Consider the following 14,295-nt stretch of genomic DNA (forward strand, 5'->3'; position numbering starts at 1 on the left):
GCCGCCCCCAGATTTCACCTACGCAACATCCACCTGCCCTTCCACTTAGGCATGTTGAGTGCACAACCGATCCCCCGCACAGTCCGTCAGGATAGGTGGACAGATGCTCGTGCCACGCTAGTGGCACCTGGGATTCGAGAGGTGTGCTGGATGAAGATACGCCGTGCCCTGACGGCCGCCGCGGCGGCCGCCGTACTAGCACCCGTCGCCGTCATGGCCGCGCCCGCCGCCGCGTTCGCGACGGAGCCGGCGCCGGGGGTTGGTGTCCGTAGCCCCGCCTCCACCGACTCCACGGAAGCCGAGAGCCCGGACAAGACCGACTCGACCAACGATGCCGGCAAGAGCGAGAACAGGGACAAGAACGACAAGACCGCCGACAAGACGGACAAGGCGGACGGGACAGGCCAGGACGGCAAGGCCACCGGCACCGGTCCTGCCGCCGGCGAGGGAAGTCCCCCAAGGGCGACGCAGGCACGAAGGGCTCCGAAGGCGCCAAGGGCGGCGAGAGCGCCGAAGGCCAGGACCAGACCTGCGCGTTCGCGTCCGACCAGCTGCGGGTGGCGGTCAACCAGGTACCTGCCCAGCTGGTCGCGGGCGGCGCCTGGACGCGGTTCACCATGACACTCAGCAACACCACCGGCAAGGCCATGGAGCAGGTGCAGCCGTTCCTGCACGTGTCCTCCTCGCAGGACGTCGACCGGCCGTTCTGGGAGCTGGACACCGAGTACCACGACCTCAAGACGGGCACCTGGAAGACTTTCCACGACGCGGAGACGCGGACCCTGTTCGGCTCCTTCGCGATCGGCGCGCACCAGAGCGTCACGCTGGAGCTGCGTACCCGTGTGGTGAAGAACGCCAAGCCCGGCTCCGGATTCATGCTCGCCGCGGGCGACTACCGCAACCGCGACGGTTCCTGCGGCTCGGCCAAGGAGACCTGGGTCGACTTCACGATGCTGCCCGCCGGCAGCAAGCCCGCGCAGCCCCCGGCCACGAAGCCGGGCCAGTCCGGCAAGCCGGGCGGCGACGCGGCCCGGACCGGCCAGAACGCCCCTGCCGACGGCTCCGACGGCGGCGTCGGGCCGCAGGGCGGTCGGCTCGCCCGGACCGGCTCCCCCACCGCACTGCCGACCGTCGCGCTCGCCGGCGGAGCCGCGATGGCCGTCGGCGCGGGAGTCGTCTTCGGCTCGCGGCGGCGCCGGGGCACGGCCGCTCAGGGTGGCACGGACATCAGCGCGTGAGCGGCGGGACCGAACCGCTCACGATCCGCGAACGGACGAAGAAGAAGTACGAGGAAGAGGTTCCCATGAAGATACGCCGTGCCCTTTCGGCCTCGGTGGCGACGGCCGTCCTGCTCCCGGTGGCGCTGGCCGCGGCGCCCGTCGCGCAAGCGGCTCCCGCCGCGGAGATGCCGGACTGCCACGAGATCGGGGGACATCACAACCAGGCGTTCGTGGGCCGGTCCTTCGGCGTGCCCGAGACGATCACTCTCGGGACCAAGTGGAACACCTTCAACGCCACTCTCACCAACACCTCGACGAAGGAGATGAAGTCCTTCAGCCTCAGCGCCCGGGTGAGCAATCACGTCTACAACCCGGGCGAGCGCTACCTGAGCCCGTACGCCGACCTGCAGTACTGGGACCCGGCGCAGAAGGCATGGAAGACGCTGCGCGAAGGCGATGTGGCCTCGGGCGCCGTCCCTGCGCCCAAGACGCTCAAGCCGCGTGAATCCGTTCACGTGCAGCTGCGGTTCAGGGTCCGGGAAGGGCTGCCCCTGGGTGATCAGGCGTACGACGCGTTCGCCTACCTGACCGGCACCTTCGTCGACCGCTACAACGGTATGGACTGCACGGTGAGTGACGTCGCCGGGGACACCTTCGCCATCGTGGCCAAGTAAGCCACCGGCCCGACAGCCCGGTACCCGGCCGGTCTTCCGGCCGGGTACGGGTTTCACAGCGGCAGGACGACGCGGACGGTCAGTCCGCCGCCCTCGCGGGGTGTCGCCGTGGTGGTGCCGTCGTGGGCCCGTACCGCCGAGCGCACGATGGTGAGGCCGAGGCCGACGCCCTTGTCGCTGCCGGTGCGTTCCGTGCGCAGGCGGCGGAACGGCTCGAAGAGGTTCTCCACCTCGTAGGCCGGGACGGCGGGGCCGGTGTTGGAGACGACCAGCACCGCGCAGCCCTGCTGCGGCTCGGTCGTCACTTCCACCCAGCCCGCCCGTCGCCCGCCGCCACCCTCCACCGGAAGCGCTTCGCGCTGCCCCTCTTGGGGGACGTTGTAGCGCACCGCGTTCTGTACGAGGTTGAGCGCGATGCGCTCCAGCAGGACGCCGTTGCCCTGGACGAACGCCTGCTGGCGCACGCCGCGGATCTCCACGCCCTTGGCCTGTGCCTCGGCGCGGGTCTGGTCGAGGGCCTGCGAGGCCACCTCGGCCAGGTCCACCGGCTTCTTGTCCACGATCTTGTTCTCGCTGCGCGCCAGCAGCAGCAGGCCCTCGACCAGCTGCTCACTGCGCTCGTTGGTCGCCAGCAGCGTCTTGCCCAGCTGCGCCAGCTCCGGCGAGGCGTCGGGGTCGGCGAGCTGGACCTCCAGCAGCGTCCGGTTGATCGCCAGCGGCGTGCGCAGCTCGTGCGAGGCGTTGGCCACGAAACGGCGCTGCGACTCGAAGGCCCGGTCCAGCCGGTCCAGCATCTCGTCGAAGGTGTCGGCCAGCTCCTTGAGCTCGTCGTCCGGACCGCCCAGCTCGATGCGGCGGTGCAGGTCCGAGCCCGCCACCCGCTGCGCGGTCCGGGTGATCCGCCCCAGCGGCGACAGCACCCGCCCCGCCATCGCGTACCCGAAGGCGAACGCGACGACGGTCAGACCCAGCAACGCCAGCAGGGAACGGTTGAGGAAGGCCTGGAGCACCGAGGCGCGCCGGTCGTGAAGGCAGTTGCTGATGGCCGCGTTGATGTCGTCGACCGTGGCGACCGACTGGAGGTCCCGGCAGTCCATGTTGCCCAGGCTGATGTCCGAGCCGAAGACCTGGAACTCCGGTGTGCCTTCCTTGAGGGTGTTCGCCGCGAACATGTAGATGATCGCGAGCAGCACGACGCCGGCCATCAGGAACATGCCGCCGTACAGCAGCGTGAGCCGTATCCGGATGGTCGGCCGGAACCAGCGCACCGGACGGTGCGCGGGCTCCGGCCCGGCGGAAGGCTTCGGAGGCAGGGCCACCGGCGGGTGCGGCCCGGCGGGGACGGTCACGGCGGTCAGCCCCGGCCGCCCCGCGGAACGGACAAGGCAACCGGTACGGGGACGGGAAACGGGCCCACTGCTGATCCTTCCTCAGGTGATGCGCAGTACAGCGGTAAACGGCGGTACGGCGGTACGCGGCGGTGAAATCCGTGCCCATCCTGCACGGAAGTGCGGTAAATCGGCTGTAAGCATCGGACGTCAGACGGGGCGCACCACCTGGTAGCGGTCGCCGTCGAAGCGGGCCCAGTCCACGGCGATCACGAAGCAGCTGTGCCCGGTCAGGTCCTTCGCCGCGACAGTGACGGGCGGCCGGCCGCGGTACAGCTGGATCTCACCCGTGTCGGTGACGAGGTGGTCGAGGGTGTCCCGCAGCTTGCCCGTGCTGAAGCCGGTGGCCTGCTCCAGCCGTTGCAGGGACGTCTTGAACTGCGCCGGGCGGCCGAGCCTGTGGGTGGCGTAGTCCAGCAGGGCGCGTTCGGCCGGCGCGACCGCCTGCACCCGCCGGAGGCGCTGGATACGTCCGACGAGCTCTTCCGGGAGGGGCAGCACGTCCTCCGGCCGGGGAAGGCCCTCGGGCATCGTCCACCGCCCGTCCTCGCACCGGGCGATCCCCAGACGCTCCATGACCGCCGCCAGGTCCCGCACGGTGGACGGCGCCGGGAGGCCGACCGCGTGCAGCGCCGCTTCGCACCACTCACGGTCCGTCTGCGCGTCGGCCGTCATCCGCGCGGCTTCCTGCGCGCTGACCGCTGCTGCCACGGCCTCCGCGTCCAGCCAGGCCAGCGGCGACTCCAGTCCCCGGCCGCCGAGCCCGCGCGGGGCGCGTCGGGGGTCGTCGCCGAAGACCTCCACGGCGACGGCGTCAAGGTCACCCCTCAGACCCCGGGCCGTCGCGGTGCTGAGCAGCATGACCGTCCACATGGCCTGGTGGAGCGGCATGACGATGGACCAGCCGCTCTCGAACCAGTCGTTGTGGATGCACAGCGGCTGCCCCTCGTCCGTATGGATGGGAGTGTCGATGATCCCAGCAGGCATGCCGTTCTCCTTGTCGGTTGAAAGGACTAACGACAAGGACTAACGACGGGGGCGGCGCACGGTGCTGGTGCCGGCCTGCTCCGAGAATCACCCGGACAGGTCCGCACCTGGGGGAATCGGGCCCCTGTCCTGACGGTCCTCACGCGTCGACCTGCCGCTGGAGTACGTCGCAGGTGTACTGGAACTCGTCCATCAGCCGGGTGGCCTCCACCACGAGCACGCCGTAGGGGTAGGCCGGGTCGGTCAGCGGCAGCCCGTCCTGCTCGGCCTGCTCGGTCACCCGGCGGCAGCACTCCCGGGCCTGGTCCGCCAGCCCGCACAGTTCGCCGGCCTGGTCGGGCAGCGACTCCTCGGTCAATTGCCCCAGGACCTGGGTGATCTGGGAGATGGCCTCCAGGAAGTCGGCGTAGCCGCGCAGGAAGCGCCGGTCCTGCTCGTCGCCGTCCTCGCGCCATTGGTCGAGACTGCGGGTGAGCGAGGCCATCTGGTACATGGTCCGCTCCAGCGCCTTGAGCACCGTGCCGTACCCTTCGAATCCCTTACGGTCCCGGTGGCGGCCCAGGCGGTTGCGCGGGTTGTAGTAGAGGCTCTCGCGCGCCGTCCGCAGCCCGTTCTCGGCCTGGTTGATCAGTCCGCCGGTCTGTTCGGCGCGGCCGCGCCAGTGGCTGATGCGCTCCTTCTCCATCTCGCCCTCCCGCATCGCCGGGTACATGTCGCTGACCAGGTCGCACAGGGCGCGGGCGAGGGTGTGGATGCCGTGTTCGGCGCTGCGGTAGCGCAGTGGGGGGACCAGGGTGACGTTGACGATGACGCCGACGCCGCACCCGATGAGGACCAGCAGGATGATCTGCCCCAGGTGAGTGATCTTGCCGATCCCGGCCGGTGCCGAGACATAGGTGGAGAAGGCGAAGAAGGCCGCCGTCGCCACCTGGGAGCCCTGCGACCCGAGGGCGGGCCACCGGCCGATGGTGAGCGCCACCACCGCCACGAGCGCGAAGGTGAGCAGGTCCGGGCCGGCCAGGTACCCGAGGGCGGCCTGCACGGCGACCCCGGTCGCCACCGCCCCCACGTACCGCAGCGACTGGAGCAGGGACTGGTACACCGTCACCTGCATGATCAGGACGGCGGAGAACGGCGCGAACGCCGGGGACTCCGCGTCGAGCAGGTTGTAGGAGAACACCCAGGCGACGGTCGCCGCCAGTGTGCTCTTGCCGATCAGCAGCAGCGTGTGGCGTTCGTGCCCCGCCGAGCCCCAGGCCCGGCTCCACCACTGCCGCGCCCGGGCGATGTGTCCCTGCCCGGCGGGCTGCTCGCGGTGACCTTGCGAGGTCCCCTGCCGGGCGGGCCCGCGCTGTACGGGCTCTTGCTTCCGCGTCTGACCGGCCATGCACGCTCCGTTCCTCTTCCGGTCCGCTTCTGTCGGTGGACCGTACGCTTTCACTCGGTACCCCGTCGGCGCGGCCACACCTCCTGCCCCGCCCGTCCCGGCCTGGCGGAAACCGAGCGGAAACCGAGCGGAAACAGGGCGGAAGCAGCGGGAGGGGTGTGACCGTGTACGCAGCCGTACGGTGGTTCAGGCAGCCTTGCGGTACTGCTCCGCCGGGGCCCGCGTCGCCTCCGCGCGTATCCGGGCCAGCGCCCGGTTGAGCAGGCGGGAGACATGCATCTGTGACACGCCCAGTTCGGCCGCGATGGCGCTCTGCGTCATGTCCTCGAAGAACCGCAGGTACAGGATGCGGCGATCCCGCTCGGGCAACCGGGTCAGCACCGGCTTGACCGTCTCGCGGTCCTCGACGAGCGCGAAGGCGTCTTCGAGGGCGCCGAGGACGTGCATCAGGGTGTGCGCGTCACCGCCTTCGCCGCCGTGGTCGAGGGCGGCGTCCAGGGACAGCGACCGATAGCTCTCCAGTGCCCGCAGCCCGAGCGTGACGTCCTTCTCGGGCAGCCGGGTGTACGCGGCGATCTGCTCGGTGCTGGGCGTGCGCCCGTCCAGGGTGGTGCCGAGTTCCTTGACCGCGAGCCGGACCTTGTTGCGCAGTTCCTGGATACGGCGCGGCACGTGCACGTGCCAGGTGTGGTCGCGGAAGTGCCGCTTGAGTTCGCCCGTGATGGTGGGTACGGCGAACTGCTCGAACGCGTCGGCGCGGTCCGGGTCGAAGCGGTCGACGGCCTTGACCAGACCGAGGGCGGCGACCTGCTTCAGGTCGTCGAGGTGTTCGCCGCGCTCCCGCAGCCGGTACGCGAGGCGGTGGGCCATCGGCAGCCAGGCGGTGATGATGCGCCGGCGTATCTGCTCCTTGACCGGCCCGTCCTCCAGCGTTGCCAGCAGACGGAACTCGTCGCTGGTGTCGACGTCCTTGGCACCGCGCTCATGGGGGCGCGCGGTCGCGGGGGTGGCCATCGCCGGCTCTCCTTTACCGCTTCACGTGGGGTGATCTCAGGCAGGCGAGGGGCCGGTCCGGAAGACGACAGACGGGCCCCTCGGCCGAGAAGAGGGAAGGGTGCCTACGGTTCCGAAGCACTGCCGCTCGTGTGTCCCGGCCGTCTGCCCTTACACCCGGCATTCCGGCGTTTTCCCTGTGGTGTGAGTCACGGAGCGGACACACCGCCACACGGGCCCGCGGTACGGCCACGCGCGGCCACCCCGTCACACGGCTCCCGCGGTACGGCCACCCGCCGCAAGGCCCCCGCAGTACGGCCACCCCGCCGCACGGTCCCCGCGGCAGGGCCACCGCATGAGCGTCCCGCTACCGGCTCGCCAGCGCCTCCGCGACGATGACCTGCGACGGAGCGAGAGCCGTCGCCCCGTCCTCGATGTCCCACAGGGAGTTCTCCAGCAGCCGGCCCAGCGTCCAGCCGGCCGCCCGCCCACGGTCCAGCCCGAGCGCCTCGGTGAGCAGGTCGAACCGGCGGCGTACCACGCGGTGGGCCTCGCCCGTCGCGGCGATCTCCTCCCACCGGCTGTCCAGGGCGGGCCACAGGTCGAACCCGGGGTCACCGGCCAGCGGTTCCGGGTCGACGGCGAGCCACGGTTCGCGCTCCCCGGCCAGCACGTTGCCGTAGTGCAGGTCCCAGTGCAGCAACCGGTCCCCCGGCTCGCCGGCCAGGTCGGCCACCACCGAGGCCCAGCTCCGCAGGTGCTGCCGGTCGGCGGGGTCGGACAGCGCCGTCACCGCCGCGGGTGTCCGCTCCAGCATGCCGGCGGCGATGTCGCCGAGTCCGCGCAGGCCCGCCGGGGCGGGGACGGCGACGAGGCGTCGCAGCAGTCCGGCCAGGACGGTCATCGCGGTGTCGTCGTCCGCGACGGATGCGAGCGTACGGGCTCCGTCCAGTCGCTCCAGCAGCATGACGCCGCTCGTCCGGTCGTGCGCCATCAGCCGTACGGCGCCGTCGCCGTTCCAGGTGCGCAGTCCGACCAGCGCGGCGGCGGTCTCCTCCGTGGGCATCTGGAGCCGCAGTACGGCGCGCGTCCCGTCCGCACGGACGACCGGCAGCACGAGCGAGGCCATCCCGGACCGGGCCTCGCCGTCCCGCCCCAGTTCCCAGCGCTCCAGGAATTCCCTGGCCTGGGCGGGCAGGGCGGCGAGCCAGGCTCGTCCGGCGTCGCTCTTGCCGTACGACGCGACCAGCGCGTCCGGGACGCCGACGCTTTCCGAGGTGCTCATCCGGGACTTTCCTTTGCCGGGCGGGAGGGGGCGGGGGCTGCCTGCCGGGCCACCCCGGCCGGGGCTGCCAGGGCCGGGCCGGCCCGGGGACCGCGCCGCGAACCTATCGGAGTTCCTCGCTGCGTGATCATGCGTGGTGGCTTTCCGGCCACCCGCGCCCCGGCAACGCGCGTCCCGGTCGCCCACGTCCCGCCGCGGCCCCGTCAGGCGCGGCGCTCGGTGACGGTCATGGGGATACGGTCGGCCGCCGCCACCGCCGAGGCGATCTCCTTCGGCGTGTGCCCGGGTACGGGGACGAGCTTCCACCGGGGGAGCCAGGTGGCCAGGGCGATGGTCGCCTCGGTGTAGATGAACTGGTCGCCGAGGCACTTGCGGTTGCCGGCGCCGAAGGGGATGAACGCCTCGCGGCCGAGGCCGGCTTCCTCCTGCCGCTCGGGCAGCCACCGGTCGGGGTCGAAGCGGCCGGCGTGGGCGTAGACGTTCGGGTCGCGGTGCAGGGCGTACAGGCTGAAGGCGACCTCGGTGCCGGCGGGCAGCCGCACGCCGTTCAGGACCACCGGCTCGGTGGCCCGGCGCATGAGGAAGGTGACGCCGTGCAGACGGATCACCTCGTCCAGGACCCGGCGGACGGTCCGCAGGCGGGGTACGTCCTCGATGGTCACCGGGCGGTCGCCGACGACCTCCGCGATCTCCGCCACCACCTGCCGTTCCACCTCGGGGTGCCCGGCCAGTTCGTGGAACGCCCAGGCGAGGGTGCCCGCCGTGGTCTCGGCGCCGGCGAAGAGGATGGTGCTCAGCTCGTCCCGTACCTCGGTGTCGGACAGCCGGTCGCCCTCCGCGAGCAGCAGCGACAGCAGGTCGTCGTGGCCGGTGTGCTGTTCGGTACGCGCGGTTCTGATCACCTCGTCGATGACCTGGCGCAGTTCCGCGACCGCCGCGTCGAACTCGCGGTTGGGACGGATCGGCAGGCGGTCCAGGATCTTTGGGGAGGCCGCGCGGACCAGCAGGTTCTTCAGGGCGATCGGCAGGTTGCGGCGGATGGCCTCCACCGCGGGCCGGCCGATGTCCGAGGAGAACATGGTGGAGGCCAGCGTCTCGATGCTGAAGGCGGCCATCTCGTGGGCCACGTCGATCTCCTGACCGGCCGTCCACCGGTCGGAGACGGCGCGGGCGTTGCGCCGCATCGCGTCGGAGTACGCCACGATGCGGTCCTTGGCGAACATCGGCTGGATGAGCCGCCGGTGCGCGCGGTGCACATCGCCGTTGGCGTTGGCCAGGCCGTTGCCCGCGAGGGGCCGCAGCCGGTCGAAGAAACGTCCCTTCTCGAAGGAGCGGGCCTGGCGCACCGTCACCTCGTGGACGACCTCGGCGGACGTCGCCACGTATATGGGCATCGTGCCGAGGTCGAGGCGTACCAGCTCGCCGTGCGCCCGCAGGGACGTCAGGAACCCGAAGGGGTCGCGCCACAGGCGCAACGCGTGCCCGAGCAACGGCACCGCCCCGGGCGCGCGCGGGACCGACTCCGAACCGACCGACTGCTCCGCTACTGCCACGACTCGTCCTTTGCTCGGGCGGAGCGCCGCACCGGGAGGTACGGCGCGTGCCGGCGGACCGGAGCGGAAGAGGCGCCGTCAGGGGCGGTGCGGGGCGTCGGCGTCGTGCCCGCCGCGCCTCCGCCGTGCCGCACCGACATCGTTGCCACTCCGTTCCGGTTCGTCCGGCCATCCATCATGATCAATTGTCCGGCAGGTGCCGTAAAGGGGGCGTCCCGGGCCGATTTCCGCCCCGGAGGGTCCGTTCACCTCCTCCTTCCCTGCCCTTCCCGGCCCGTTCCGTTTGGCCCGGTGCCGCCCCGGCCGCAGGGCGCGCGGGCTGCGTGCGGGCGCCTCATGCTCCGGCGATATGCTGCGCGTTGCCCCGCCGTTGCTTCTCGGAGGACCTGTGACCAGCCCCTTTCCCGGCTCCCCCAGCACCCCGTCCCTGCCGTCCCCGCCCGCGCAGTGCCCTGCTCACGCCGGGGGAACCGGCGGACTGCGGCGGCTGTACGGGCCCGAGGCGGAACGCGCGCCGCACGATCTCTACGAGAGGCTCCGCCAGGAACACGGGCCGGTGGCGCCCGTGCTGCTGCCCGGCGAGATCGGGGCGTGGCTCGTCCTGGGGCACCAGGAGAACCTGGATGTCCTGCGCAACCCGTTGCTGTTCTCCGCCGACTCCCGCCGTTGGAACGTCCGCCTGGCGCCCGACTCGCCGCTGCTGCCCATCACCGCGTACCAGCCGGTGATCGCCTTCGCCGACGGTGACGAGCACGCGCGGCTGCGCAGCGCGGTCACCGACAGCCTGGCGCGCATCAACCGGCACGGGAACCGCCGCTACGTGGTGCGCTACACCGACCGCCTGCTCCACGCGTTCGCCGCGGCCGGCCAGGCCGACCTGGTGACCGACTTCGCGGAGAAGCTGCCCATCCTGGTGCTGAGCCGGCAGTTCGGCATCGCCGAGCAGGACGCGCTGCCGCTGGGTGAGGCCGTACGCGACCTGGTGCGGCCCACCGAGACCGCCGTGAAGAGCAACCAGATCGTCGTCGAGACCATGGAGGAGCTGATCCGGCGCAAGAAGGCCGCGCCCGGCGACGACCTCGCCAGCTGGCTGCTGCGCCACGAGGCGGGCCTGTCCGACGACGAGGTGCTCCAGCACCTGCGCCACGCCCTGGTCGCCGCGAACGAGAACACCGCCAACCTGGTGGCGAACACGCTGCGGATGGTGCTCACCGACCGCCGCTTCCGCGGCCACCTGGCGGGCGGTCAGATGACGCTGCCGGACGCGCTGGACCAGGTGATGTGGGACCAGCCGCCGCTCTCGCTGATCCCGAACCGCTGGGCCACCGGCGACACGGTGCTCGGCGGGCAGCGGATCAACGGCGGCGACATGGTGCTGCTGGGTCTGTCCGCCGGCAACCGCGACCCTGCCGTACGCCCGGACCTGTCCACGCCCGTGCACGGCAACCGTTCGCACCTGGCCTTCGGCAAGGGCCCGCACGAGTGCCCCGGCATGGACATCGGGCGGGCCATCGCCGACACGGCCATCGACACGCTGCTCGCCCGGCTGCCCGACATTCAACTCGCGGTGCCGGAGACCGAGTTGTCGGTCACCACCTCGATGGTCTCCAGTCGCCTGAACACCCTGCCCGTGCGCTTCACCCCACAGCGGCCCAAGCAGGGAGCACCCGCGGGGGCCCAGCCGCAGCCCCGGGTCGAGTCCCAGGGCACGGCTGCCATGGCTGCCACGGCACCGGACCGCGCGTCGTGGCGGAAGCGGATTCTTCCGCGGTAGACGGCCGGCGACAGGCAGAGGGCAGCGGGCCAGGGGCTGTGACCGCGTCCGGGGCCGGGTCCGGGCGGGTCCGGGCGGGGCCGGGCGGGGCCGGTTCCGGCCGGGCCCGGGCGGGGCCGGTGCCGGACGGGCCCGGGCGGGGCCGGTGCCGGACGGGCCCGGCTCCGCATCCGGGCGGAGTCACGGCCCCGGCCCCACCCCCGGACGTACCGTCAGCCGCGCGGCGGCCCGGCGTTCAGACGGACCGGCAGGGCACGGACGCCCTGAACGGAGATCGATGCGAGCCGCTCCGGGGCGGCGGCGGCCTCCAGGTCCGGGTAGCGGGTGAAGAGCGCCTTCAGCGCGATCCTCGCCTCCAGGCGCGCCAGTCGCGCTCCCAGGCAGTAGTGCGCGCCGTGACCGAACGCCAGGTGGTCACGGCGCGTGGGGCGTGCCGGGTCGAAGACGTCGGGGTCCGTGTGGCGGCCCGGGTCCCGGCCCGCGGCGTACAGGCTGGCGAGGACGGGTTCGCCCTTCGCCACCCGGACACCGGCTATGTCGACGTCCTCGACGGCGTATCTCATCAGGGCGTGCCGCACCGGGGAGGAGAACCGGAGCGTCTCGTCGACCAGCGCGGTCCAGAGGTCGTCGTCCGCGCTTGCGTCGTCGGCACCCGCTTCGGTACGGGAGCCACCGTGAGCATGGGGGCACGTGCCGCCTCCACTCCCCTTACGGGCCGCCTCGCGGACGCTCGCCAGCATGTCCGGATGCTCCAGCAGCGCGTGCACCGCGCTGCTGATGAGGTTGAGCGTGGTCTCGTGTCCGGCGATGAGGATCAGGAAGAGCGTCTCGACCAGTTCCTCCTCGCTGAGCCGGTCGCCGTCGTCGCGTGCCTGGATCAGGGCGCTGGTCAGGTCGTCGCCCGGCGCCGCCCGCTTGGTGGCGATCAGCGCGGTCAGGGACCGGTGGATCTCCGCCTGGGCGACGCGGATGTCCTCCGCGCCGTCCTCCTGCGGGGTGACCAGGCGCTCGAAGGCGCCGCGCAGCCCGGACACCGCGGTGTCCGGCACGCCCAGCACCTCGCAGATGACCCGTACCGGAAGCCGGTAGGCGAAGCGTTCGCGCAGGTCGACCGGCTCGCTCGGGTCCGCCGCCGCGAGGTCGTCGAGCAGCTGCCCGGTGATCTCCGCGATACGGCCTTCGAGCGCCGCGATCGGCGCCCGGGTGAACGCGCTGCTCACCAGTTTCCGCAGCCGCCGGTGGTCGTCCCCGCCGGCGTGCAGCATGCCGGCGCCGCGGATGACGGCGATCAGTTCCCAGTGGTCGGGGACGCGGCCGGCGGCCAGGTCCGGCCAGTACGCGGCGTCCTTGGTCAGGTCCGGGTGACCGAGGACCAGCTGGGCGGTGGTGTGATCCACCGCTGCCCAGGCCGCCACGTCACCCGGAAGTCTGACCGGCACCAGTCCGCCTTCCGTATGGAGCTGTCTCGCCTCCTCCGCCGGATCGGCCTGCGGGACCAACGGGAACAACGGACGGTGCGTCAGCGACACGACAACTCCAGGAACAACCAGCATTACGGACACATACGACGAGGAATCACATCACGAGCCCCGCCCCACCATCTGCCCCCACCTTCACCTGGATGAATCCACAACGCCAGGTGCTGTCGACCACACACCTCCCCCGCGAACACCCGGGCCCCTGACCGCCGAGCGGCGCCGGCCCGTCCACAAGGTGTCAGGCGCGCCAGTTCACGCGGCCGGAGACGGGAGCCGATTGGCCGGGGTACGGCTGTTCTGTGCGGCCTACGGGCCCTCCGGCGCTCCGCCGCGTACAGGATTCCGCCAGAAAGTCGGCCCCTCCAGCGGCGCTGCCGACGCAGCGGCCCCGTGCCTTCCACCGGCGCCCCTCCCGTACGAGGTGACGACGGGATGTGACGGGAACCGGGGATGGCCGCTTCCCCGGCCCCGCGTACCGGGCGAACCAGTCGGCGTCATCGGCCCTGCGCTCCCCAGGCTCCGCAGGGCTACCTTGTCTGACGGCCCGGGGAGCGGCCCCGAGCCGGAGCGAGGGGGAAGACATGGCCAACGCGGACTTCCGGGCCAGGACTTCGATCCGCCGGAACCAGGCCTGGACATCCGGTGACGGCAACACCCTTCTGCGCTTGCAGGAAGACGGCAACTTCGTCGTCTACCGCCAAGGCAAGGCGGCCTGGCAGGCGGACAACGTGTACCCGAACGGCGACACCGCCGCCTTCGAGATGGACGGCGACCTCGTCGTCTACGACTCCGGCGGCCGGCAGATCTGGCACTCCGACACCAGCGGCAACCACGGGGCCCTGTTCTCCGTGCAGGACGACGGCAACGTCGTCATCTACAACGCCGACGGCCGCCCGATCTGGCAGACCAACACCGCGGGCTGACACCACGGCCCGACACGGCGAACCGAGCCCCTGCCGGCATTCCGCGACACCGCGGCGGCGGGGGCTTGCGCTGCGCGGGGGCCGAAGACACGGGCGCTCAGTCACCCAGCGCCTCCGTCATACGGTCGAGGTCGGCGAGGAGCGCGGCCAGGCGCTGCGGCGGGATGGCGGCGACCATCTGCCGTTCGACGGCGTAGACGGCGCCGCGGGCCGCGTCGAGACGGTCACGTCCCGCATCGGTCAGATGGGCGGGAAGGGCGCGGCCGTGATCCGTGGTGCGCGGCCGGGATACCAGCTCCGCGTCCTGGAGGCCACGCAGTACGACGTTCATGGACTGCCGTGTGACGAACGTGCCACGGGCGAGTCCGGCGTTGGACAGGCCGGGCTGGTGGTCGAGCAGTTCGAGACAGGAGTACTGCGGCACCGTCAGGCCGTGCTCGCGCAGCGCCTTGTCCATGGCTCCGCGCAGGGCGGCGGCGGAGCGTTTGAGGCGGTACCCCACGTGCTCGGTGATGTCCTGAGCGGGATGCGGCGGTCGCACGGGCTCGCGCCCTTCCACGGGTTTCCTGTCTTCCATGTCAGGAGTTTGACACAACTCTCCGCCGTACGTACCTTTCTCGATGTCAGAGTCCT

The 14,295-nt window shown here is 71.7% G+C and carries 12 protein-coding genes; 4 read left to right on the forward strand and 8 right to left on the reverse strand.

What is annotated here, in order from left to right; all coding sequences use genetic code 11:
* Nucleotides 1–557: 557 nt before the first annotated feature.
* On the forward strand, nucleotides 558–1,238 hold the full coding sequence (locus tag ACEXOX_RS02040; protein ID WP_406518710.1) for a hypothetical protein: 681 nt from the start codon (nucleotides 558–560) through the stop codon (nucleotides 1,236–1,238).
* Nucleotides 1,235–1,894 carry a hypothetical protein gene (locus tag ACEXOX_RS02045; protein WP_406518711.1) on the forward strand — a complete coding sequence of 220 codons (660 nt, stop codon included), beginning with the start codon at nucleotides 1,235–1,237 and terminating at the stop codon, nucleotides 1,892–1,894. Before ACEXOX_RS02040 ends, ACEXOX_RS02045 begins: the two co-directional genes overlap by 4 nt.
* Before the next feature lie 53 nt (nucleotides 1,895–1,947).
* On the opposite strand, the gene ACEXOX_RS02050 is transcribed toward ACEXOX_RS02045, so the two are convergent.
* From ACEXOX_RS02050 to ACEXOX_RS02075, 6 genes are all read right to left on the reverse strand, one after another.
* Nucleotides 1,948–3,243 (reverse strand): sensor histidine kinase, encoded by a 1,296-nt coding sequence (locus ACEXOX_RS02050; RefSeq protein ID WP_406518713.1) that lies wholly within the window; start codon nucleotides 3,241–3,243, stop codon nucleotides 1,948–1,950.
* Between the two features lie 189 nt (nucleotides 3,244–3,432).
* Complete coding sequence (locus tag ACEXOX_RS02055; RefSeq protein WP_406518714.1) at nucleotides 3,433–4,269, reverse strand: DUF6042 family protein; 837 nt, start codon at nucleotides 4,267–4,269, stop codon at nucleotides 3,433–3,435.
* 139 nt (nucleotides 4,270–4,408) lie between these two features.
* The gene (locus ACEXOX_RS02060; RefSeq protein ID WP_406518715.1) at nucleotides 4,409–5,656 is read right to left on the reverse strand and encodes an FUSC family protein; all 1,248 of its coding nucleotides are present in this window, start codon (nucleotides 5,654–5,656) and stop codon (nucleotides 4,409–4,411) included.
* Between the two features lie 186 nt (nucleotides 5,657–5,842).
* Nucleotides 5,843–6,670, reverse strand: a complete 828-nt coding sequence (locus ACEXOX_RS02065; RefSeq protein ID WP_406518716.1) for a SigB/SigF/SigG family RNA polymerase sigma factor — start codon at nucleotides 6,668–6,670, stop codon at nucleotides 5,843–5,845.
* Nucleotides 6,671–7,016: 346 nt separating this feature from the next.
* Nucleotides 7,017–7,934: an aminoglycoside phosphotransferase family protein gene (locus ACEXOX_RS02070; RefSeq protein WP_406518717.1), complete on the reverse strand. Its 918-nt coding sequence runs from the start codon at nucleotides 7,932–7,934 to the stop codon at nucleotides 7,017–7,019.
* A 203-nt stretch (nucleotides 7,935–8,137) separates the two neighbouring features.
* Complete coding sequence (locus ACEXOX_RS02075) at nucleotides 8,138–9,487, reverse strand: cytochrome P450 (RefSeq protein WP_406518718.1); 1,350 nt, start codon at nucleotides 9,485–9,487, stop codon at nucleotides 8,138–8,140.
* Nucleotides 9,488–9,875: 388 nt separating this feature from the next.
* Between ACEXOX_RS02075 and ACEXOX_RS02080 the strand changes: the two genes are divergently transcribed.
* Nucleotides 9,876–11,261 carry a cytochrome P450 gene (locus ACEXOX_RS02080; RefSeq protein WP_406518720.1) on the forward strand — a complete coding sequence of 462 codons (1,386 nt, stop codon included), beginning with the start codon at nucleotides 9,876–9,878 and terminating at the stop codon, nucleotides 11,259–11,261.
* Nucleotides 11,262–11,473: 212 nt separating this feature from the next.
* Here ACEXOX_RS02080 and ACEXOX_RS02085 read toward each other — a convergent pair whose 3' ends face one another.
* The gene (locus tag ACEXOX_RS02085; RefSeq protein WP_406518722.1) at nucleotides 11,474–12,700 is read right to left on the reverse strand and encodes a cytochrome P450; all 1,227 of its coding nucleotides are present in this window, start codon (nucleotides 12,698–12,700) and stop codon (nucleotides 11,474–11,476) included.
* Between the two features lie 620 nt (nucleotides 12,701–13,320).
* On the opposite strand from ACEXOX_RS02085, the gene ACEXOX_RS02090 reads away from it, so the two are divergent.
* Nucleotides 13,321–13,662, forward strand: coding sequence for a hypothetical protein (locus tag ACEXOX_RS02090; protein ID WP_406518723.1), 342 nt, complete (start codon nucleotides 13,321–13,323; stop codon nucleotides 13,660–13,662).
* A 97-nt stretch (nucleotides 13,663–13,759) separates the two neighbouring features.
* On the opposite strand, the gene ACEXOX_RS02095 is transcribed toward ACEXOX_RS02090, so the two are convergent.
* Nucleotides 13,760–14,221, reverse strand: a complete 462-nt coding sequence (locus ACEXOX_RS02095; RefSeq protein ID WP_406526197.1) for a MarR family winged helix-turn-helix transcriptional regulator — start codon at nucleotides 14,219–14,221, stop codon at nucleotides 13,760–13,762.
* Nucleotides 14,222–14,295: the final 74 nt, after the last annotated feature.

The organism is Streptomyces sp. Ac-502 (genome assembly GCF_045222935.1).
GTDB lineage: Bacteria > Actinomycetota > Actinomycetes > Streptomycetales > Streptomycetaceae > Streptomyces > Streptomyces monomycini.